Source organism: Paenibacillus rhizolycopersici, from assembly GCF_014947195.2.
GTDB lineage: Bacteria > Bacillota > Bacilli > Paenibacillales > Paenibacillaceae > Fontibacillus > Fontibacillus rhizolycopersici.
The window spans coordinates 36,978-58,940 of the sequence record NZ_JADCNN020000001.1; the positions used below are offsets into that span (position 1 = coordinate 36,978).

At 55.1% G+C, this 21,963-nt stretch carries 23 protein-coding genes and 1 riboswitch; of the genes, 17 read left to right on the plus strand and 6 right to left on the minus strand.

The window, feature by feature from the left end; all coding sequences use genetic code 11:
- Nucleotides 1–5: 5 nt before the first annotated feature.
- The gene (locus IM700_RS00165) at nt 6–944 is read right to left on the minus strand and encodes an aldo/keto reductase family protein (protein WP_193415769.1); all 939 of its coding nucleotides are present in this window, start codon (nt 942–944) and stop codon (nt 6–8) included.
- A gap of 151 nt (nt 945–1,095) precedes the next feature.
- Here IM700_RS00165 and IM700_RS00170 point away from each other — a divergent pair, with 151 nt between their 5' ends.
- On the plus strand, nt 1,096–1,440 hold the full coding sequence (locus IM700_RS00170; RefSeq protein WP_155606709.1) for a winged helix-turn-helix transcriptional regulator: 345 nt from the start codon (nt 1,096–1,098) through the stop codon (nt 1,438–1,440).
- 20 nt (nt 1,441–1,460) lie between these two features.
- A complete protein-coding gene (locus tag IM700_RS00175; protein ID WP_193415767.1) occupies nt 1,461–3,236 on the plus strand; it encodes a glycerophosphodiester phosphodiesterase in 1,776 nt (591 codons plus the stop codon).
- 60 nt (nt 3,237–3,296) lie between these two features.
- On the opposite strand, the gene IM700_RS00180 is transcribed toward IM700_RS00175, so the two are convergent.
- The 3 genes from IM700_RS00180 to IM700_RS00190 form a co-directional block, all read right to left on the minus strand.
- Nucleotides 3,297–3,635, minus strand: coding sequence for a DUF1801 domain-containing protein (locus IM700_RS00180; RefSeq protein ID WP_193415766.1), 339 nt, complete (start codon nt 3,633–3,635; stop codon nt 3,297–3,299).
- 87 nt (nt 3,636–3,722) lie between these two features.
- Entirely contained in the window at nt 3,723–4,571 is an 849-nt protein-coding gene (locus tag IM700_RS00185) for a sulfurtransferase (RefSeq protein ID WP_193415764.1), read from the minus strand.
- Nucleotides 4,572–4,630: 59 nt separating this feature from the next.
- The gene (locus IM700_RS00190) at nt 4,631–5,002 is read right to left on the minus strand and encodes a hypothetical protein (RefSeq protein WP_155606705.1); all 372 of its coding nucleotides are present in this window, start codon (nt 5,000–5,002) and stop codon (nt 4,631–4,633) included.
- A 263-nt stretch (nt 5,003–5,265) separates the two neighbouring features.
- Between IM700_RS00190 and IM700_RS00195 the strand changes: the two genes are divergently transcribed.
- On the plus strand, nt 5,266–6,207 hold the full coding sequence (locus IM700_RS00195) for a DMT family transporter (RefSeq protein WP_193415763.1): 942 nt from the start codon (nt 5,266–5,268) through the stop codon (nt 6,205–6,207).
- Between the two features lie 27 nt (nt 6,208–6,234).
- Here the strand turns inward: IM700_RS00195 and IM700_RS00200 are convergent, their stop codons facing one another.
- Both IM700_RS00200 and IM700_RS00205 read right to left on the minus strand, forming a co-directional pair.
- Nucleotides 6,235–6,447 (minus strand): hypothetical protein, encoded by a 213-nt coding sequence (locus IM700_RS00200; protein ID WP_193415761.1) that lies wholly within the window; start codon nt 6,445–6,447, stop codon nt 6,235–6,237.
- A gap of 339 nt (nt 6,448–6,786) precedes the next feature.
- The gene (locus tag IM700_RS00205) at nt 6,787–7,794 is read right to left on the minus strand and encodes a ketoacyl-ACP synthase III (RefSeq protein ID WP_193415759.1); all 1,008 of its coding nucleotides are present in this window, start codon (nt 7,792–7,794) and stop codon (nt 6,787–6,789) included.
- Between the two features lie 430 nt (nt 7,795–8,224).
- On the opposite strand from IM700_RS00205, the gene IM700_RS00210 reads away from it, so the two are divergent.
- The 14 genes from IM700_RS00210 (at nt 8,225) to purB (ending at nt 21,961) form a co-directional block, all read left to right on the plus strand.
- Nucleotides 8,225–9,157 (plus strand): macrolide 2'-phosphotransferase, encoded by a 933-nt coding sequence (locus tag IM700_RS00210; RefSeq protein WP_193415757.1) that lies wholly within the window; start codon nt 8,225–8,227, stop codon nt 9,155–9,157.
- Between the two features lie 102 nt (nt 9,158–9,259).
- The gene (locus IM700_RS00215; protein ID WP_193415755.1) at nt 9,260–11,392 is read left to right on the plus strand and encodes a DNA topoisomerase III; all 2,133 of its coding nucleotides are present in this window, start codon (nt 9,260–9,262) and stop codon (nt 11,390–11,392) included.
- Nucleotides 11,393–11,467: 75 nt separating this feature from the next.
- The gene (locus tag IM700_RS00220; protein WP_155606699.1) at nt 11,468–11,605 is read left to right on the plus strand and encodes a hypothetical protein; all 138 of its coding nucleotides are present in this window, start codon (nt 11,468–11,470) and stop codon (nt 11,603–11,605) included.
- Nucleotides 11,606–11,697: 92 nt separating this feature from the next.
- On the plus strand, nt 11,698–12,015 hold the full coding sequence (locus tag IM700_RS00225; RefSeq protein WP_155606698.1) for a DUF1294 domain-containing protein: 318 nt from the start codon (nt 11,698–11,700) through the stop codon (nt 12,013–12,015).
- A 27-nt stretch (nt 12,016–12,042) separates the two neighbouring features.
- Nucleotides 12,043–12,477, plus strand: a complete 435-nt coding sequence (locus tag IM700_RS00230; protein WP_193415754.1) for a universal stress protein — start codon at nt 12,043–12,045, stop codon at nt 12,475–12,477.
- 393 nt (nt 12,478–12,870) lie between these two features.
- The gene (locus IM700_RS00235) at nt 12,871–13,599 is read left to right on the plus strand and encodes an amino acid ABC transporter ATP-binding protein (protein ID WP_193415752.1); all 729 of its coding nucleotides are present in this window, start codon (nt 12,871–12,873) and stop codon (nt 13,597–13,599) included.
- Nucleotides 13,600–13,631: 32 nt separating this feature from the next.
- On the plus strand, nt 13,632–14,486 hold the full coding sequence (locus IM700_RS00240; RefSeq protein ID WP_193415750.1) for a glutamate ABC transporter substrate-binding protein: 855 nt from the start codon (nt 13,632–13,634) through the stop codon (nt 14,484–14,486).
- Entirely contained in the window at nt 14,459–15,142 is a 684-nt protein-coding gene (locus IM700_RS00245; RefSeq protein ID WP_155606694.1) for an amino acid ABC transporter permease, read from the plus strand. Before IM700_RS00240 ends, IM700_RS00245 begins: the two co-directional genes overlap by 28 nt.
- A gap of 299 nt (nt 15,143–15,441) precedes the next feature.
- Nucleotides 15,442–16,092, plus strand: a complete 651-nt coding sequence (locus IM700_RS00250; protein ID WP_193415749.1) for an amino acid ABC transporter permease — start codon at nt 15,442–15,444, stop codon at nt 16,090–16,092.
- Between the two features lie 110 nt (nt 16,093–16,202).
- Complete coding sequence (locus IM700_RS00255) at nt 16,203–17,510, plus strand: sensor histidine kinase (protein ID WP_155606692.1); 1,308 nt, start codon at nt 16,203–16,205, stop codon at nt 17,508–17,510.
- 34 nt (nt 17,511–17,544) lie between these two features.
- On the plus strand, nt 17,545–18,456 hold the full coding sequence (locus tag IM700_RS00260) for a response regulator (RefSeq protein ID WP_155606691.1): 912 nt from the start codon (nt 17,545–17,547) through the stop codon (nt 18,454–18,456).
- Between the two features lie 161 nt (nt 18,457–18,617).
- A riboswitch (purine riboswitch) is annotated at nt 18,618–18,719 on the plus strand.
- Between the two features lie 241 nt (nt 18,720–18,960).
- Nucleotides 18,961–19,458: a 5-(carboxyamino)imidazole ribonucleotide mutase gene (gene purE / locus IM700_RS00265; protein WP_155606690.1), complete on the plus strand. Its 498-nt coding sequence runs from the start codon at nt 18,961–18,963 to the stop codon at nt 19,456–19,458.
- A complete protein-coding gene (gene purK, locus IM700_RS00270) occupies nt 19,455–20,669 on the plus strand; it encodes a 5-(carboxyamino)imidazole ribonucleotide synthase (protein ID WP_239483468.1) in 1,215 nt (404 codons plus the stop codon). The genes purE and purK overlap by 4 nt, the downstream gene beginning before the upstream one ends.
- Nucleotides 20,666–21,961 (plus strand): adenylosuccinate lyase, encoded by a 1,296-nt coding sequence (gene purB, locus IM700_RS00275; protein ID WP_193415748.1) that lies wholly within the window; start codon nt 20,666–20,668, stop codon nt 21,959–21,961. Before purK ends, purB begins: the two co-directional genes overlap by 4 nt.
- Nucleotides 21,962–21,963: the final 2 nt, after the last annotated feature.

Here is a 21,963-nt window from a genome sequence, read left to right on the forward strand (position 1 = left end):
TCTCCTTAGTTCAAAATTTCTTCGATTCGTGTCAGCACATCTTCGCTAAGCTTGATACCGGAAGCTTTGGCGTTTTCGGTTACTTGATCCGGACGGCTAGCCCCAACAAGCGCGCTTGCGACGTTGCTTTGACGCAGGATCCAAGCCAGGGCGAGGTTCCCCACGCTGATGCCAAGCTCGGCGGCAATGCCTTCCAACTGCTTCACCTTTGCGATGTTTTCTTCCGTAATCCCCTTGCGAACCCAATCCAGCTTGGCCGCGCGGCTGTCCTGCGGAATGTTGTTGGCCGACGTGTATTTGCCGGTTAACAAGCCTTGAGCCAGCGGCGAGAAGACGACTTGCCCGATGCCGGAACGTTCGCTGACCGGGATCACTTCCTTCTCGATATAACGGTTAAACATGTTATAAACCGGTTGATTGACCACGATGCGATCCAACAGATAACGATCCGCTAAACCAACCGCTTCCGCAATCTGCGAAGCTTGCCATTCGCTGACGCCGGCATACAGGATTTTGCCTTGGCGGATCAGGTCATCGATGGTGCGCAGCGTTTCGTAAAGCGGTGTCTCCGGGTCGTGGCGGTGGCAGTAAAAGATATCGATATAGTCATGGCCCAGCCGCTTCAAGCTCGCGTGTACCTGCTCCATGACATGCTTTCGCGACAAGCCGCGGTCGTTGGGACCTTCTCCCATTGGCCAGAACGCTTTCGTCGCCAGCACGTAGGATTCCCGTGGATAAGCTTTCAGCGCTTTGCCCACCAGTTCCTCTGCTGCCCCTTTTTCATATACATTGGCTGTATCGAAGAAGTTAATCCCCAGATCGTAGGCCGTTTTGATGGATTTCTCGGCATTTTCACGTTCGACGTACCCGCCGTAGGTTAGCCAACTACCCAAGCTGATTTCGCTTACCTTAAGGCCGCTTCCACCCAGTCTTCTATATTCCATGATTTATCATCCTCCTGATCATTTGTGTTGTAACCATTTTCATTCTATTAAAGTTCATATACAATTTAAAGAAGTGAAAACTCTTTCACTTAATTATATCCATGATACTTGCTATACATAATATAGCTATATCCAAGAGGAGGTTTGCCGGATGACTACAGTCCGCAAAGCAAGCAATTATATTCCGAAAACGCCGGTGCATATCGAATGCAATATCGAAAAAACCCTGGATGTGCTCGGAGGGAAATGGGCGTTTCTTGTCATACGTGAGCTATTTGGCGGTACCCTTCGCTTCGGAGAACTGCAACGCCGAATTCCTCAGGTTAGTCCGCGCGCATTAACGAGTACATTGCGCCATTTGGAGGAGAAGGGAGTGTTGGAGCGGACGGTTTTCCCGACCGTTCCCGTGACGGTTGAATACTCGCTCACGCCGAAGGGCATGGATCTTCACGTCATTTGCCATGAAATGAAGGTTTGGGCCGCGCGGTGGACCTAACGAGTCTGGGGCGGGGAGCCATGCTTAGACTGATCGGCAAAAGCATCCGCGATTTTCGCAAGTACTCCGCCAAGCTCTTGCTTTTTCAATTGCTCTATATGCTTGTTACGAGCATCGTTGTCCTCCCAGTCACCACGCTGCTGTTCAACCGTATTCTTCGGGTGGTTGGATCCGGATCCTTGCTCAACGGGGAAGTGTACCGGATCGGGCTAAGTTATAAAGGATTAACTGGACTGATTCTCATAGGGCTTGTCGCTTCCTTTACGCTGCTGATCGAATTGCTGGTGCTGATCGTTCTCATTCAGCAGCGCTTTTTCGGAAAGGAGATTGCCCTATCGGATGCGGTGCTGACCGTGTTGCGCAAGACGCCGAAGCTGCTCGGGTTCGGGGTGTTCCAACTGCTGCTGCTCTTGCTGCTTCTGATTCCGTTCATTGATTCACCGCTGACGGCCTCGTTTTACGCGTTGTTTAACGTTCCGATCTTCTTGAACAATCAGGTGCTGGACGCCTCTTTTACCATGACCGCCGCTTATATCGTACTGCTTGCAGGGCTGTTGTATACCTTGCTCCGGTGGATCTTCGTCCTGCATTGCATCGTGCTGGAGGATATGAATCTGCGGCAGGCGGTTCGCCAGAGCCATGCCCTGACGCAAGGCCGGCGTTGGCGGTTGTTTGGTTCGCTCCTTCTGTTTAATGGTTCGATCCTCGCGGTCACCTATACGGTGGTGTCCGCTCTTGGACACATCCCTTCTTGGTTGGATCTCGATGTGCTCGCGCTCGTGTCCCAGCACTATTCGCTGACGATCTCAACCGTGCTGGCTTACTTGTTGGAGCTTCTGCTGTTGCCGATCAACCTTTTCGTGCTGACGAGACTATATTACGCATTCGGCCGTTTAAATTGGATTCGGGCAAGAGACCAGCTTCAGGTCAGCCATAGCAGGATAGGCCGCGTAGAAATGCGGATCATCGCTTGGTGGAGAGCGTTGAAGTGGAAGAGGACGGTTTATGTCTTGGGTGCTGCCGTCTATATCACCCTGGCTGTGGTCATCGGTTCGCGGGCGAATGATAGTCTGGTGTACGCCAAATGGAACGTTCAGATTGCGGTGCATCGCGGAGATACGTCGTATGCCCCGGAGAATTCGCTGCCCGCTCTACTCTCTGCGATGGATAAAGGCATCCAGGTCGCCGAGTTGGATGTGCAGATGACCAAGGACGGAGTGGCCGTGTTAAACCATGATTCCGAATTGAGAAGGATGGCTGGGGTACGGAAGCGGATCGCCGATATGACCTCCGCGGAGGTGAGTCAGCTATCTATCGGTAGGGACGAGAATGGATACCCGGTACAAATCCCTTTGCTGTCCAGCGTGCTCGCCGAGACGCAGGGCAAGATCAAGTTGCTGCTGGATCTGAAGCCGAATGGCTTTTCCAGCGAAGCACTGGCGGAAGAGGTCGTTCGCCTTATCAAGGAAGCCGGAATGGAGGAAGAGGTGAGGGTGCAGTCGTTCGATGGGGTCGCGCTCGGCCGAATTCGTGAGCTGGCCCCGGAGATCAAGATCGGGAGAATTCTCTTCTTTGCACTTGGAGACCTATCGGTGCTCGACGTCGATTTCTATACGATCGAGCAGGTCATGCTGACGGACTTCCTGATCAATAAAGCCCACGCCGATGGTCGCGAGGTATGGGTCTGGACCGTTAATACCCGACGGGATATGAAGGAAGTCCTCAAGTACCCCATCGATGGCATGATCACCGATGCTCCCGAGACGGCGCAGTCTTTGGTGGAGGTAGATTTGTAAAACATTAAAGGCGAAACCAAAAAATCGTCATCCCTTGTATGGGGTGACGATTTCGCATTTCTAGAGCGCTTGGGAAGCTTGAGCCAGCAAAGAGGAGAGCAGGGCGTAGTCCGGTGCGGCCCCTTCCTTGAATTTGATCCACTTGCGCTCCGGCGGTCCCTCGAAGCCTTTTGGTACCTCTAATCCCTCGGCGTTCATGATCATGAACGCAATCGCGTCCTTCGACGGGGAAATCACCGCTGCGTAATGGCCGTTCTTCAGGAAATGGGGCTTCTTGTACTGAATCCGCTCTTCCACCGACGGAATGGTTTGGTGCACCATCTCTCTCAGTCGTTGGGAGAGCTCGATTTGCCATGCCGCCCCTAATTGATCAATAAAGGCGGTAACCTCTTCGTTCATGGTCTTAATCATCTCCTGCCGTAAAATTTTTCCATAACAGGAATATACCACGGCAGGAATATACTTGTAAAGGTGCTTAAAATTTTCTTATTCTTCGTTCGTCGCGATCGGATTCTCGGGATAAGAGATCCAATCGCTCCAGCTGCCGGCGTACAGCTTGACCTGCGGGTAGCCGAGCCGATGGAGGGCGAGCACGTTCGGGCAAGCGCTCACGCCGGAGCCGCAGTAGACGATAGCCTCGCGGCCTTCGTCCATTGCGGCGATGACGGGCGCCAGTTGCTCGCGCAGCTCGCCGTCGCTCTTCCAGGAGCCGTTGTCGCCTTGCACCTGCTTCCAAAAACGGTTGATCGCCCCCGGGATATGGCCGGCCTTGACGTCAAGCGGCTCCTGCAGTCCGGCGAAGCGATCCGCGGCGCGCGAGTCCACCAGCAGGACGCCGGGATCGCCCAGCGCCCGGCGGACGTCCTCCACTCCGGCCAGCATGTGCGGCCGGAGCGACGGGGTGAAAGCGGCGGGGACGACGGTCCGCCGCTCAGCGGTCACGGGATAGCCGCCGGCTTGCCAGGCGGCGAATCCCTCATCCATGACGTAGACGTCGTCATGGCCCAGCCAGCGCAGTAGCCACCATAGGCGGGAGGCGTTCATGCCTCCCTGGTCGTCGTAGGCGACCACCCTGGTGGCGTTGCCGATGCCGGCGCGAGCGAAGCGCGCGGCCAACGTGTCCGGGGCGGGCAACGGGTGACGCCCGCCGTGCTCGGTTACCGGGGCCGACAGATCCTCCTCAAGATCGAGATAAACGGCACCCGGAATGTGCGCGGCGTCGTAGGCCGCGCTTCCGGCTTCCGGCCGGCCGAGCTCGAAGCGGCAATCGACGATCACGAGATTTGGCTCATACATGCGGGCTAACAGCCAGCGTTTGGATACGATCGGTTCCATATGGGGGACACATCCTCTGCACTCATCGTTATCATATGGAACCATTATAAGCCTAAAGCTTAAATCAGGCGATATCCGCTTGGCAACGTTCCGCTGGTGCGGATTTGACGAACTTGCGCTGCCGTCAAACGTTGGTTTGTCGCGATGATCGATTCTACGTCGTTGCCGTTGATGAGATCATCTAGATCATTAATGCGCCGGCTGCCGCGGAGGATGCGAAAGCTGCCTCTGAACCGGGTCCGCGTAAACAACACGAGCGTAGCGTTGCTGCTGGATGAAACGAACCGCAGGCTCTCGATTCCATCCAGAATCGCGTCGGTGTCGCGGATGCCGAGGTTCCCGGTGTAGACACGGCTTCTTCCCGTCAGATTCTCCTCGGAATATACCGTGAGACGGGGAGAAGTTTGAGAAATGTGAACTAGCTTTTTCATTGAAAGTTCCTCCTCAAACGAATGGGTCTGAACGATCGTTCGAAACACTCTATTCTTTCATTTACTATCCGGTTTGGATGATATGACCTTGGCGCGCCTAGATTACGAGAAAACAGGCGGAAACCATCAGGGTAAATGATAGGGGATGGGAGAAATAGAGACGCTTTTTTTGATTGAGGAACCGTTCTAACTCCGCTATAATGAAGTGGTTTGCACCAAGATTGTGCCGATAAAATTAACGGAAAGCTGGGACCCTGACCTTTATGCATACCAACACCAAGTCCATGGGCAAATATGAAATTTTGTACATTATCGGCATTATTGCCATCTCGTTTTCATCTATTTTCATCCGCTGGTCCAATGCCGAGGTTTCGGTAATCGCGATGTACCGGATGTATCTGACGAACTTATTGATGCTACCGCTGCTGTGGAGTTATCGGGGGGAGATTGCGCGCCTGACACGCAAGCAATGGGGGCGCCTTTTGTTTTCCGGGCTCATGCTGGGGCTTCATTTCCTGCTCTGGATGGGGTCGCTTCGCTTGACGACGGTAGCGAGCTCCACCGTTATTCTGACGCTGGAGCCGATCATCGTGATGTTCGGGTCGTTCTTCCTATTCGGGGCCAAAATCAATAAAGCGATGATTCTCGGCGTATCGTTGGCTCTAATCGGTTCGATCGCCATCGGCTCCGGGGATTTTGCCTTGTCCGGCGCTGCCGTTACGGGAGACTTGCTCTCTCTGTTCGGGACGGTGGCGGTCGCGGTTCATATTCTGGTCGGCAAGCAACTGCTGCAAACGATCAGTGCGTTTGTTTATAATTTCCTCGTGTTCGCGGTGGCTGGAACGTCGATGGCCATATATAACGTGGCTGCGGGCATCCGTTTTACCGGATATGAGCCGCGCGAATGGGGGATTTTCCTGCTGCTCGCGATCGTCCCGACGCTGTTTGGGCATTACCTGTTCAACTGGCTGATGAAATACCTCAGCGCTTCAGCCGTATCGATGGCCGTTCTCGGCGAGCCGGTGTTTGCTTCGCTGTTGGCTTGGATGCTGCTTAAGGAGAGCCTGACCCCGCTGCAATTGTCAGCGGGCGCACTCATCTTGTGCGGCGTGTGGATCTTCATTCGTTACGGCAAAGAGGCGTCAGCCGTGACGCAGGAAAACGCGAAGGTACTGGCGACGGGGCAAGAGGAAAAGGCGAGTTAAGGGGAAGTAAGAAGGGCGGGTTTGGTTTTATTTTCTCAGCTCGAAAAATTGGCATTCCCGGCGTGGATGGTAGGAAAGCTCGCTTACTCCAGCCTGGGTGATAATGGTGTCGTCCGTGAAACGGATAATGATACTGCCGTTGTCGATCATATGATCGGCACGGAATACGCGGATGCGAAATTTGCGGTCCAGCGCCTCCTGAAAATCGAAATCGGTAAACAGTTCTCTGAGGGTAGGCATATCACTAAACTCCTTATTGGCTTAAGTTGGGGACAACTTGCGTAAATTTGGCTCTTGTTATTGTACCCGGAACCTTGCCGGTTGAAAAGAGAGCGCTTGGGCCTGAGATCAACCCTCTTGTTCGGCGTCTTGCACCATTATCCCGTTTGATCAGATCACGGAGAATCCGGGACGGACATGCTCGGGAGAAGCGAATACGAGTGAAGGAGACCTCCCTTAACAAAAGGGATATTCGTGTAAAGAGCCATTTAGACAAGGTGGATAATCGTGTAAAGAGCCAATTTGACAAGGGTATCATAAAAAGGTCGATCAGGATTCCGCCCCCTGATCGACCTTTTTTCATATGGTGTCCGGCACGGCCCAGCGCATAATTAAGCCGGCATGGGTCAAGCCGCCGCCAAATCCGTACAGCAGAACACGGTCACCGAATTTCAGCCGGCCCGTGTCGACGCCGGCTTGCAAAGCCAGCGGGATGGACGCGGAGGACGTATTGCCCTTATCCTGCACGCTTTGCAGCGTTTTGGAGAGCGGAAGTTCCGATTTTTCGCAAATGGACTCGATCATACGCAGATTGGCGCTATGCGGCACGAACCAATCGATATCCTCCCGGGTGAGCTCAGCCTGCTCTAGCAGCTGTTCAATTCCGGCGGTGACGGTGCGGACGGCCCATTTAAATACCTCGCGTCCGTTTTGTACAATTTTGCCCTTCCCTTCGAGGGGCTGACCATCCATCTGATCCGCCAGTCCTGAACGGTAGACGTGGATGCCGCCTGCCCCATTCGTCCCGAGGATAAACGATTCGAACCCGGGCTGCTCGGGATCCGCTTCGACAAGCACTGCCCCGGCCCCATCCCCGAACAGGATGCAGGTACTGCGGTCGGTGTAGTCGGTGATTTTGGACATCGTTTCGCCGGCAACGACCAGGATTTTGCGATGCAGGCCGGAGCTAATCATACCGTTCGCCAAATGCAAGGCATAAGCGAAGCCGGCACAGGTCGCGTTAAGATCGATAGCCCCGGCCTGTTCCATGCCGAAGTGTTCCTGAACCCGGCAGGATACGGTCGGGAATGAGAAATCCGGCGTTGTCGTCGCTGCGATAATGAAGTCGACATCGTCCAGCGTGGCCCGATACGTATCGCGGAGTCGCTCTGCCGCCCGGATGCAGAGATGCGAGGTGAATTCGTCCTCTGCGGCGATATGCCGCTCCTTGATGCCCGTACGCTGAACAATCCACTCGTCGTTCGTATCCACGAGCCGCTCCAAATCCGCATTGGTCAGAATTTGTTCGGGGACATAGGTGCCTAGAGCGGTAATGCGGGCCTTGGAAAAGGGTTTCTGTAGGGTCAACCGTATCAGCTCCTTTAATATGTTTGATTTACTTATGATCAGGTTTTAGTACCAGGTGCTAATCCGAGTATATCATTTTTAAAATAATTATCAATGGCTTCAAAAACGATATAGATTCCGTTTATGGACTTTTAGCGGTATACATGGTATTCTTGGTTCAAATTTACGAATGGAGGCTTGCGTGTGCTAATTTAGTCCCGATCGAGACCGCATTGCATGGATTGCAACTGCTCTTTCTGCTCTTTAGTTTGTGCAGGGTCATCGGGATAAGTTTGCCTATTTGCGCAGGTCCGCCAAGAAGAATCGCTCCTTCCGGAACGAGGCTTTTTTTGCCTACGATTGCGAGCGGACAACGGGCAATTCCTATTTCGATTGCGGCTGCACAGACCTTGGTCTGTGTTTTTATTTTGCCCATAAGGAGAATGCCTTTATGAATATGGAAAAGTCGAACGATTATCAAGAGGTGAAAAGGGAGCTTTACGCCTGCGCCGCTCAGCACGGTTTGCATTTGAATACGGAAGCGTTTGAGGTTAATGAATCCGGCTTGGATTTCTTCGTTGCGTTTGTGCGGGATAACAACGGTCAAGCGTGGGTACTTCGCAAGCCTAGACGTTCAGACGTTTGGGAGCGGGCCCTTAATGAACGGAATGTGTTGAAAGCAGTAGCGCCCCGTATCTCCGTTGCCGTACCCGATTGGCGCATCTGTACTCCAGATTTGATCGCTTACCCGCTCCTTGCGGGAAACCCGGTTGCCACAGTTGATCCGGCCGGGAGCGGATATGTCTGGAGGTTCCCTCAGGAGGCGCTGGGGGATACCTTCTATGATTCCTTGGCCGAAACATTGGCAGCGCTGCATTGCGTCGACCATGACGAGGCGATGCGATCCGGCGTTCGCCGCAAAACCCCCGCGGAGACACGGGAAGCTTTCGCCGCAAATATCGAGGAAGTTCGGCAGAAATTTGACATCCCTGCCAAGCTGCTTGACCGATGGATGAGCTGGTTGACCACGGACAGCTATTGGCCGGAATTTTCGGTACTGCATCATGGCGATTTGCATCCTCCCCACATCCTTGTGGATGACAATCAGCGCATGACGGGCCTCATCGATTGGACCGAAGCGGAAATTGCCGATCCGGGCAAGGATTTTGTGATCTTGTATGCTCTCTTTGGCGAAAAAGGCCTGCAGGATATACTGAACCGTTATGAACGGATGGGAGGCAGAACATGGTACCGTATGAAGGAGCATATCGCCGAGCAATGGGCCGCGTATCCGGCGCTAGTCGCCAAATTTGCCCTCACGACGAGGAAAGAGGACGATATGAATATGGCACGAGGGATGATAAATAGCTGGAACATTGATTAAGAGGCAGGAAGGATCTCGTCAGACGGAGTGCCCCCTAGCTTCGCGTAAAGGAAATGGTCAGTGCTATAATAGTTCAGAGGAAAGGAGTGTTCGAAACCATTTATGAAGACGTTGGTATTAGCGGAGAAGCCGTCTGTCGCCAGAGAAATCGCGCGAGTGATGGGCAGCCGAGATAAGCATAAAAGTCATTTTGAAGGGCCAAAGTACGTGGTGACCTGGGCGCTGGGCCATCTGGTCGGTTTGGCCGAACCGGAGGATTATGACGCGAAGTTCGCGACGTGGGCGTTGGAGGATTTACCGATCCTGCCGGATAAAATGAAGCTGAAGGTGCTGCGCGAAAGCAGCCATCAGTTCAAGGCGGTGCAGCAGCTCATGCGGCGTCAGGATATCGGCGAGCTGATCGTGGCAACCGATGCCGCCCGCGAGGGTGAACTGCTCGCCCGCTGGATTATGGATATGGTCAAATGGAACAAACCGTTTCAGCGGCTGTGGATTTCGTCGCAAACGGATAAAGCGATCAAGGAAGGATTCGCGGCATTGAAGCCGGGCAGCCAATACGAACGCTTGTACCACTCGGCGCGTTGCCGGGCGGAGGCCGATTGGATGGTGGGCCTCAATGTCACTCGGGCGCTCACGACCAAATTTGGCGCGCCGCTCTCGGCCGGAAGGGTACAGACGCCGACGCTGGGCATGATCATGCAACGCGAGAACGAAATCCTCCGTTTCCGTTCGGAGGAATTCAACATGCTGCGCGCCGACTTCGGCAAATTCGAAGCGGTATGGCGCGGCGGGAACGGAGATGCACGCATTTTTGATGCGGAGCGGTTGAACGCTCTGAAGCAGAAGCTCGAAGGGGCTTCCGGCCACATCGTCAAGCTGGTCAAGCACGAAAAAACGGTACCCCATCCGCTTGCTTACGATTTGACCGAGCTGCAGCGGGACGCGAACCGGCTGCTAGGGTTTTCGGCCAAGCAGACTTCGAACGTGCTGCAGCGACTCTACGAGCAACATAAGCTGGTGACTTATCCGCGGACGGATTCGCGTTACCTGACGTCGGACATGACGGAGACCCTCAAGGAACGGCTGACCAGCGTAGCGATCGGCCCCTACTCGCCTCTGGCCCGGCCATTGCTTCGGGCCTCGCTGCAACTGAGTAAACGGGTTGTTGATGATAGTAAGGTGACCGACCACCATGCGATTATCCCGACGGAGCAAACGGTGCTGCTGAACGCGTTGAGCGCGGACGAACGCAAGCTGTACGATTTGATTGTGCGGCGGTTTATCAGTTTGTTTTATCCGCCAGCAAGGTTCGATCAGGTCAGCGTGACGGTGGAAATCGCCGGCGAGACGCTGCACGCCAAAGGCACGACCATCAAGGACGCCGGATGGCGCGCCGTTTATGACGGGCAGGCGATGGAGGACGAAGAAGGCGGCGAGGACGATGCCGAGAGCGGTTCGGCATTGCCTGAGCTGAGCCAAGGCGAGGCGGTGAAAGTGCAGCGCTGCCGTGTGACGCCGGGGCGGACCCAACCGCCGAAGCGTTACACGGAAGCCGCCCTGCTGACCCAAATGGAGAAGCATGGGCTGGGCACGCCGGCAACGCGGGCGGACATCATTGAGAAGCTGGTCAGCTCGGATACGATCGAGCGGCAGGGGAACTCCCTGCATCCGACCGGCAAAGGCAAGCAACTGATTGAGCTGGCGCCGGCCGATTTGCGCACGCCGGAACTGACGGCCCGCTGGGAGGCGGAGCTGGAGCGGATCGCGCGCGGCCAAGGCCAGCCAGGGCCGTTCCTAAGCGGCATCCGTGAAATGGCGGTCAGCCTCGTGCAAGGTGTTAAACGCAGTGATGCGACCTATAAACCGCATAATGTCTCAAGTAGCCATTGCCCGGAATGCGGAACGCGGATGCTCGAGAAGAAAACCGGACGCGGGCTGATGCTGCTCTGTCCAAACGAAGATTGCGGGTATCGCCGTTCTGGCGAGAAGCGCCTGTCCAACCGTCGCTGTCCGCAATGCCACAAGAAGATGGAACTCAAGGAAGGCAAGGCGGGGATGTACGTGCAGTGCATCTCCTGCGGCATTACCGAGGTGCTTGAGAAAGACAAGGATAAGCACATGAACAAACGCGAGCAACAGCGGCTCGTCAAGCAATACTCTCAACCGCAGGAGTCTGGCGGGGTGAACCTCGGCGAGTTGCTGAAGGCAGCTCTGGAGAAGAAGGGCGATGATTAACCGGCTTAGCAAGCGGTTCTAGGTCCGCATAAATCGGCGGCCTTTACGGGACGCTAAGTACCGGAGGTGATAAGGGTGCCGCATCACAAAGCGCGGAAGACCGAGAACCAGCAGAACAAGTCGAGGCTGATGGAACCAACCGTGGCGGCCAAGCCGAAGAAGCAGGCCGATTACCCGCCCAGTTTGAACGAGATTCCGAAGAACGAAACCTGATGATATTTACAAGTGCGGCTCCCCAAGCGGGGAGCTTTTTACATAGAAGCGAATTTGGTGAAAAGATGCTGTTGCTCCGCGGTTGAGGTATAATGGAGTTAGGAACGTCGACATTCGAACGTAAAGATCGAAAGGGGGCGGCGAAGACGAAAACGGGTTTGCTGGTATGGTTTCTATTTATCAACGCAGTTGCTTATCTAGTCATGTCCGACGACAAAAGGCGAGCCAGGCAGAGGCGCGAACGGACTCCCGAGAAGACGTTGTTTTTGCTGGCTGCGCTCGGCGGCGCGTTGGGCGTATTGGTAGCCATGAACACGAAGCGCCACAAAACAAAGCATTTCAGCTTCCGGGTGGGCATTCCACTGCTGCTTCTTTTCAACGCCGTGCTTTATGGGTATTTTTTAATATAAACTCTTGGGACAAGTGAGGTGCTTTCCATGCTTTTTAACAAAATTCTTGCTGCGTATGACGGTTCGAAAGCGGCGAACAAAGCGCTGGACAAAGCGATCGAGTTGTGCAAATCGACGCCGGAAGCCAAGCTGGAGGTCCTGCACGTGTACGACTTCCCGCGTTTTTATGTAGCCGAGGGCTTCGCTCCGGTACCCACTTCGATGAACAAGGATTTTTATGAGCTGGCGGAAAGAACGGCAGAGGAAGCAAAAAGCCGGCTGGTGGCCGCAGGGCTGGAGCCCAAAGTCGAAATGGATCAAGGGGCGCCGGCGGAGACGATTTTGGAGTACGCTCAGAAATACGGAGCGGATCTCATCGTTATTGGCAGCCGAGGATTGGGTGGCATCCGCGAATTCGTGCTCGGCAGCGTCAGTCACAACGTCGTCCAGCATGCCCATATTCCGGTGCTCGTCGTGAAATAAGAATAGAGCTTGTTTGGTAGAAGCCTGACCGAAGCGATTCGGTCAGGCTTTTTTTGCGTGCGCATGGGTTGTCTGGTGTGATCCGGATTTAGGGCTAACGCTTGCCAGAATGCTTATTTAGGCGTGAATAGCGTCTTATACAAGCGTTAGAGTTTCAATAGCGGTTTTTCGAAATAGCTTCAAGGAAGATTCTTGTGAGGAAAACTGACGCTTGTCCGACCGAATCGGCGAGGAAAGAATTAAATTTTGGGCTATTTTCGAGATCGCGCGTAGGATGATGTAGTTTTTTATAGTCGCCAAAGTAAGGTTATGTTCAAATGTTACGATTACTCACATTGGCATGATGCAAGTACGGTCGAAAGGAACATCCGAACGCTGAAAGGAGGGGTGCCGTTGATTCGCTTTCACCAGGTCGATAAGCACTTTGGCCAATTTCACGTGCTGAAGAGGATTGAGCTGCAGGTCAAAGAAGGGGAAGTCGTGGTGGTCGTCGGTCCGTCCGGTTCGGGAAAAAGCACGATGCTGCGCTGCATCAACCGGCTGGAAACGATCACGAACGGCGAACTGACGGTAGGCGGCCTTCCGGTCCATGACCGTAAGACGGATATCAACAAGTTGCGGCGGGATATCGGAATGGTCTTTCAGCATTTTAATTTGTATCCGCACAAGAAGGTGATCGACAATATCACGTTGGCACCGATGAAGGTGCTGGGCATTTCTAAGGCGGAGGCGGAGCAAACGGCGCTGTTTTATCTGGAGAAGGTGGGCATCGCCGATAAAGCATCGGCGTATCCGTCCCAGCTGTCGGGCGGCCAGCAGCAGCGGGTGGCGATCGCCCGTGGGCTTGCGATGAAGCCGAAGATTATGCTGTTTGACGAACCTACCTCGGCGCTGGATCCGGAGATGGTCGGCGAAGTGCTGGACGTCATGCGGACGCTCGCTAGAGAAGGCATGACGATGGTGGTGGTTACGCACGAAATGGGGTTTGCTCGGGAGGTGGCGGACCGGGTTATTTTTATGGACCAAGGGCAGATCGTTGAGGAGGCCGGGCCGGAGGAATTCTTCGCCAATCCGCGGGAGGAGCGAACGCGTACCTTTCTCAGCCGTCTGCTAAGCCATTAGACCATGATGATCCTAAAAGGGAGGAAGAGAAGATGAAGAAACGTTGGAGGTTGATCAGTATTGCGGCGGTTTGCGCATTGGCGGTGCTGGCGGGCTGTGCGAATAATGGGGCGGGGGGGAATACAGCCGGCGATGGCGGCAATGCTGCCCCGACGGCCGGGGAGAGCGGATCCGGGGCTCTGGGCAAAATCAAGGAACGCGGCAAGCTGCTGGTTGGCGTGAAATACGACACGAAGCTGTTCGGTCTAAAGGACCCCGCCAGCGGCAACGTCGAAGGTTTCGACATCGATATCTCCAAGGCGATCGCGAAGCATATTTTCGGGGATGAAAACGCCTTGGAGTTAAAGGAGGTTACCTCCAAAACGCGAATTCCGATGCTGAATAACGGCGAAATCGATATGATCGTGGCTACGATGACGATTACGGAGGAGCGCAAGAAGGAAGTCGACTTCTCCGACGTTTATTTCCAGGCGGGGCAATCGCTGCTGGTGAAGAAAGGCAGCCCGATCACGGGCATTGAGAACCTGACCTCCGATTCGACGGTATTGGGCAGTAAAGGCTCGACTTCGGTGAAAAATATCCGCGATAAAGTAAATGGCATCAAGGTGCTGGAGTTCGATAACTATCAGGATGCGTTTAACGCCCTGAAGGCGGGGCAAGGCGATGCGCTGACGACGGACGATGCGATCCTATACGGCATGTCCGCTCAGGATCCGAATTACGAGGTGGTTGGCAAGCCGTTTACCGACGAACCTTACGGCATCGCGGTGCAAAAAGGCAACTCGGATATCGTGCAGGCGATTAACGATACGCTGAAGGAGCTCCACGATAGTGGGGAGTACGATAAGATCTACGAGAAATGGATCGGCAAGAAGCCGAGCGAATAATCGTTATGGACTTTACGATATTGACCGATTACTTCGATGTTTATCTGGAAGGGTTCCGAGGGACGATTCTATCCAGCTTGCTGGCGTTGGTCGGCAGCTTTCTGCTGGGGGCGTTGATCGCCGTATTCCGCATCGCCCCAGTCCGCGCCCTGCGCTGGTTCGGAACGGGGTACGTTGAATTTATCCGCAATATTCCGCTGCTGCTTGTCGTATATATTTTTTATTACGGGCCGTCGGCACTGGGCTTGCCGCTTGATGGTTTTACGGCCGGGACGATAGGGCTGGCCGTGTACACATCATCGTTCATCGCCGAGGCGATACGCGCCGGAATCTTGGCGATCCCGAAGGGGCAAACGGAAGCCGCCCGTTCTTCCGGGTTAAGCTACGCGCAAACGATGATGCATATCATCCTGCCGCAGGCGATCAAGCTGGTCATTCCGCCGCTCGGAAACCAGTTCATCAATTTGATCAAGAACTCGTCCGTATTGACGATTGTCGCCGGGCTGGACCTGATGTATTTCGCCGACATCGTGAATACGGAGACGTATCGGACGTTTGATACCTATATTTTTGTGGCGTTGTTTTATTTGGCGCTGACCTTGCCTCTGAGTTACGGGGTTAGGGTGTGGGAGCGGAGACTCGAGAGAAGGTATTGAGGGTGGGGTAAAACGGAAAACGGGTGGATCTAAATTAAGCCCGCTGCGGTACGGTTTGGGCTTACGATCGCTGTTATCCTCGGATTTCTTGAATTTGTAGAACCTTAATCTGTAGAAATCCGAGGATAAAGGCGACCACTCCGTTTCTTCAGCTCCAAACCTTCCCTCCGGGGCTCTGCGATCCACCGGCTCTATCTCTCCCCTCCGCTGTGCTGGGGGAGTAGTAGCAGCGTGCGTGCGGTATAACCCGCATGCACGGCTGCGCAAAAGCAAAAGCATTGCTAGGAAGGAGGGATCCGATGGACTTTGCGGGAGCGTACAGTGCGGAGAATTTGAGCTTTCTGGCGGATGGGTTAGTTGTGACTTTGATTGTCGCCGGGGCGTCGATCGTGCTTAGCTTCCTGATCGGCTGCTTCGTTGGCGTCATTCGCTATACCCAGCTGCCCGTGTTGTCGCCGATCCTGCTGGTGGGCGTCGAGCTGATCCGCAATTTGCCGCTGCTCTTGATCATTTTCTTCATGCGCTTCGCCTTGCCGGAGATTGGCATCAAGCTGGGCCTGGTGGCCGCGACGGTTACAGGGTTAACCATCTTCGAGGCGGCGATGATCGCTGAAATCGTGCGCGGCGGACTCGCCTCCATCGACAAGGGGCAAATTGAAGCGGCTCGATCGTCGGGCCTCGGCTCCTTGCAGACGCTATGGCATATCGTGCTGCCACAAGGATTGCGGCGGATGGTGCCGCCGCTGGTCAGCCAGTTCATCTCGCTGCTCAAGGACACTTCGCTGGCGGTCGTGATCTCCTTGCCGGAGCTGATGCATCATGCCGGCATCGTCATCGGTCACGGCTACACCTACACGATACCTATCCTGTTGCTCGTGGCGTTGATCTATTTCTCCGTCAACTTTGTGCTTTCGGTGATCTCCAGGCGCTTGGAAGCCCGGCACGTGTAGGCATCAGCTGACACGGCTCTTACATATAATGGGATGTATGATATAGGCATATTTCCCTGGATATGGTACGATAAGGGGCAAAATAACCCACGGGAGCCGGGTGAGCGGAGATGGGAAACTTTCCTCTGAAGTCCTATTTTAGATCCGCCTACGTACAGATCGGAGTCGTGGCCATCGGAACGGCATTGGCCGGGGAGCTGAAGATCAACCCGTTTGATGGTGATATTTTTCGGATCGGATTGGGGAGCAGTGCGTTCTTGCTATTCTTGCTGCTGCTGAGGCGATTGCCGTATCTCATCACCGGCGTCATCTCAGGCTTGGTGGTGCTGCTGTTTCGCACCGGGTTAGATCAGGCGTTTGGCCACGGCTTAACCTTGGCCGACAGCGTGACGAGGCATTGCTCGGCGGCGGTGTATTACATCGTGTTTGCGTTAGGGATGAGCGTGATCAAACGGCGGTTGGACCGCTTCTATCCCTTGGCTCTGGGAGCGGTGACGGCAGTAATCGATCTGCTGTCCAACGAGGCGGAGCTGCTGACTCGGCTGCTGGTGACCGGCACCGCCACGTTTAAGCTCAACGAATGGACATTTTTGATGGCGATTGCGATGCTGCGCACGTATTTCGTGACCGGCATTTACAGCAGCATTTCCGTCAGCCGGATGCGGATCGTGCAAAAGGAGCAGAACCGCCGAATTGAGCAGATGCTTAGCTTTAGTTCCGGATTGTACGGGGAAGTCTTTTACCTGAAGAAATCAATCGGTACGCTGGAGAACCTGACCCTGCAAAGCTATGAGCTGTACCGTCGGTTGTCTGACGAAGGGCAAGAGAAGCACAAACACTACGTTTTGGGGATTACGCAGCAAATCCATGAGGTAAAGAAGGATTCGCAGCGGATTTTAGGCGGGCTGATCAAGCTCACGGACCGCGAAGTTCCGGGGGATATGCCTTTGTCGGGTTTAGTCCAATATACCGTCCATAGCAGCCAGAAGTACGCCGAAATGTTGGGGAAAAGAATTGTCTTTACGCAGAAGATCACCTTGGACTACGCCACCGCCAACTACATTCCCTTACTTACGCTGCTGGGCAACCTGACGGCGAATGCGGTAGAAGCGATCCAGGGCCAGGGGCAGGTTCATCTCGAGGTCCGCGAGCAAGCGGGATGGACCTTATTGACGGTGAACGACAGCGGGGGCGGCTTTCCTCAGGACGAGCGGGAGCTCGTGTTCGAACCGGGTTTTACGACCAAGTTCGATGAGGAAGGCGTTGCTGCGACAGGGATCGGTCTATCTCATGTGAGAGACATCGTGGCCCGGTTTGAAGGGGAGATCTCGCTTGATACCGCGCCGGGACTTGGTGGGGCGAGGGCCCAAATTCGGATACCGACGCGGATGTTGCGGAAGCCGACAAGTCCGACGTAAACGCGACTTACCAAACGTTGAGGAGGGTGTACCGATGCCGCTCTCTTTTTGTATCGTGGACGATGATGCCAGTGCCCGGAAAATGCTGCAGTACATTATCGAGGACAGCGGCCTAGGCGAGGTAACGGGGACGGCCGGCGGCGGGGCGGAGGGCGTGCGGCAAATTTTAAGCGAATCGCCGGACATCGTGCTGATGGATCTGTTGATGCCGGATCAGGACGGAATCGAGGCAATCGACTCCCTGCGCGCCCAAGGCTGCCGCTCTCGGTTCGTGATGATCTCCCAAATCGAAAACCAGGATATGGTCGGACGGGCGTACCGGAGCGGGATTGAGTTCTTCATCCGCAAGCCGATCAATCGGATCGAAGTGGAGACGGTACTGCAGAAGGTCAATGAACGGTATGCGATGAGTCACTATCTGGATGAAATTAAAACCAGCCTAAAGAAGCTGGAGGGCTTGCGCAGCACGCCGTTGGCTGGTCCAGGCAAGCGAACGGTTCGTGAAGCGATTCAACCGATCCTGATGAATCTCGGTCTGATTGGCGAGAGCGGCAGCCGGGATATCATCGCGATGATGGAGCTGTTGCTTGGACAGGGTGACGAGGTTGGTGGCAACCTGCCACCCTTGAAGGAGCTGTATCGTCGAACCGCAGCCTTATACAAGGAGGAGCCGGAGGACATCGCCAAGGAGGTCAAGGCGATCGAGCAACGGCTGCGACGCGCGTTGACAGCGGGGCTGACGAACCTGGCGTCGCTGGGCCTGACCGATTACGGTAATCCTCGGTTTGAATATTACGCACCTCTTTATTTTGACTTTGAGGATGTGCGGCTAAAGATGAAGGAGATCGAGGAAGGTCGGGAAACCGGCAATGGAAAGGGCAAAGTGAACATCAAGAAGTTCCTGCAGGTGCTGTATATCGAATTGCAGGAGCAGTTGGGCGGATAAATGAAAAAGGTGAATCTTTCATCTAACCTAGCCGGTTTTTAGGGGCTAGGTTTTTGGTTCTTGTTCAAAAACGAACATTCGGATTTTACAATCATTTAATGTTCGGATTTGAGTTGACATGTCGTGTCCGCCATTGGTAAACTAGGAGAGAAAAGGCGGCTCGCCGCCGAACATCATAATCTCGTATAATGCCGGGGATAGGGCCCGGAAGTTTCTACCCGAGAACCGTAAATTTTCGGACTACGAGCGAATACGTGATGAAGGTAGGGCTACTCCGCACGGAAGGCCTTCTTTATTATGAGCCTGGGCTTGCAAGCGCCGGGCTTTGCGTTGCCGTCGGCGCGGCCCTTAGCTGCCCGTATGCAGGTTTCGTATTCCTCAGGGTCCGCGAATTTCGGGAAATCTTCGTTATTTTCCAGGAAGTTCGGGGCCCTTTTCCGTATTCGGCCATCTATAAATCGTAGGCAGAGTTTTTGACTTCTACTAAAGAAAGTGGGTTGAAGCATGACAGCACAAGTCGCCGTCATCATGGGCAGCAAGTCGGACTGGGAAACGATGTCCCATGCCTGTTCCGTTTTGGAAGAACTGCAGATTCCTTATGAAAAAAATGTCGTATCCGCGCACCGCACCCCGGATTTGATGTTCGAATTCGCGGAGCAGGCTGCGGGTCGCGGGCTGAAGGTCATCATCGCGGGAGCAGGCGGCGCGGCTCATCTGCCGGGCATGGTGGCGGCCAAGACGACGCTGCCGGTCATCGGCGTGCCGGTGAAATCGGCCGCGCTGAACGGCCTCGACTCGCTGTTGTCGATCGTGCAAATGCCGGGCGGTATTCCGGTAGCGACGGTGGCGATCGGCAAAGCCGGGGCGATCAACGCCGGATTGCTCGCGGCGCAAATGCTGGGCGCGTTCGACCCCGAGGTGATGCGCCGGGTGCAGGAGCGTCGCGACCGGATTCAAGCCGAGGTGCTGGAAAGCGGCTCGGAGTTAGGAGCGGCTGAATGAGCGGCAGACCGTCGGGCAAAATGAGCGGTGTTCAAGGTGCTCCGGTCATCGAGCCGGGCGCAACGATCGGGGTGCTTGGCGGCGGGCAACTTGGGCGGATGATGGCGCTGGCGGGGAGCAACCTCGGGTACCGGTTCGTGGCGATGGACCCGACGCCGGATGCGCCTTGCGGACAAGTTGCGGGGCAGATCGTGGCCCGCTACGACGACCAGGCGGCCGCGCGTGAATTGGCGGCGCGGGCCGATGTGATCACATACGAGTTCGAAAATGTAGACGCGGGCGTCGCCGCGCTGTTGGAGCAAGCATCGTACGTGCCTCAAGGTAGCCGACTGCTGTACACCACGCAGCATCGGCTGCGCGAGAAGCGAGCCATCGAAGCGGCGGGCGTCAAGGTAGCGCCGTACGCGGAGATCGGCAGCGAGGAGGAACTGCGTGCGGCCGTGGCCCGGCTGGGCCTCCCGGCCGTGCTGAAGACGGCCACCGGCGGCTATGACGGCAAAGGCCAATGGGTGATCCGCAGCGAAGACGAGATTACAGCGGCTTACGCCGAGTTGAGTCGGGCTGGGACGGAGCTTGTGTTGGAGCAATTCGTCCCGTTCGTCAAGGAGCTGTCGGTCATCGCGGCGCGCAGTCCGCGCGGGGAGATTCAAACGTTCCCGGTAGCGGAAAATATCCATGTCGATAATATTTTGCATGTGTCGATCGTGCCGGCCCGCGTGGAGGAGCAGGTGCAGCGAGAGGCCGAACGATTGGCGGCCCGGATCGCCGAAGGTTTGGAAGCGGTTGGCCTGCTGGCGGTGGAGATGTTCCTGACCGCGGAGGGCGAGCTGTTCGTCAATGAACTGGCGCCGAGACCACATAATTCCGGCCATTACACAATGGAGGCATGCACGACCTCGCAGTTTGAGCAGCATGTGCGGGCGATCTGCAATTTGCCGCTGGGTCCCGTGGAACTGCTGACGCCCGTCGTGATGGTTAATGTGTTGGGCGAGCATTTGGAGGACGTCCGCAAGGCGGTCATGACCGGCACTTGGTATGGCGAGGACGAGGGGTCAACTGGATTCCCGGCGATCCCCAAAGTACACTTATATGGAAAGCACGGAGCCGCTCCGAAACGGAAAATAGGGCATATCAACCTGATCTGCCGCGACGTGGAGGACGGGCTTCGTTGGATAGAGCAAACCAACATTTGGAGGAATGAACGTAAATGATCGAACGCTACAGCAGACCGGAAATGAGAGCGATCTGGACGGAGGAGAACAAATTCAAGGCTTGGTTGGAAGTGGAGCTCTGCGCCTGTGAAGCTTGGGCTGAGCTCGGCGTGATCCCGAAGGAAGACGCAGCGACGCTGCGCGAGAAGGCTTCATTCGATATCGATCGGATCTATGAAATCGAGCAGGAAACTCGCCATGACGTCATCGCGTTTACCCGTGCCGTATCGGAAAGCCTGGGCTCCGAGCGCAAATGGGTGCACTACGGCCTGACTTCCACGGACGTGGTGGACACGGCGCTGGGGTATTTACTGAAGCAGGCAAATGAAATTTTGGAACGGGATATCGTGAATTTCATCGAGATTTTGAAGGATAAGGCCTTGGCCTATAAAGATACCCCGATGATGGGCCGCACGCACGGCGTGCATGCTGAACCGACGACCTTCGGCCTGAAGATGGCGCTCTGGCACGAGGAAATGAAGCGGAATCTGGAGCGTTTCCGCCGGGCAGCAGACAACGTCCAGTTCGGCAAAATCTCCGGCGCAGTCGGCACTTACGCGAACATCGATCCATTTGTGGAAGAATTCGTTTGCCGTAAACTGGGCACGAGCCCCGCGCCGATATCGACGCAAACGCTGCAGCGCGATCGTCATGCCGAGTACATGTCGACATTGGCTTTGGTCGCAACGTCGCTCGACAAGTTCGCTACCGAAATTCGCGCCCTGCAAAAGAGCGAGTTCCGCGAGGTAGAGGAAGCCTTCGCCAAAGGGCAAAAAGGTTCGTCGGCGATGCCGCACAAGCGCAACCCGATCGGCTGCGAGAACATCTCCGGCTTATCCCGCGTGATCCGCGGGCATATGATTTCGGCTTACGAAAATGTCACGCTGTGGCATGAACGCGACATCTCCCACTCCTCGGTGGAACGGGTGATTCTGCCAGACGCCACGATGCTGCTCAACTATATGCTGAACCGTTTCGGCAATATCGTGAAGAACCTGACGGTATTCCCGGAAAATATGAAGCGCAACATGGGCCGCACGTACGGCGTACCGTTCTCCGGTCGCGTGTTGACAAAACTCATCGACAAAGGCTGCAGTCGCGAGCAAGCGTACGATACGGTGCAGCCGCGGGCAATGCAAGCGTGGGAAACGCAACGCCAGTTCCGCGACATTATCGAGGAGACGCCGGAAATTACCGCGGTCTTGAGCAAGGAAGAGATCGACGATGCGTTTGATCCGTCTTGGCATTTGAAGCATGTGGACACGATTTTCCGGAAGCTGGGCTTGATTTAATC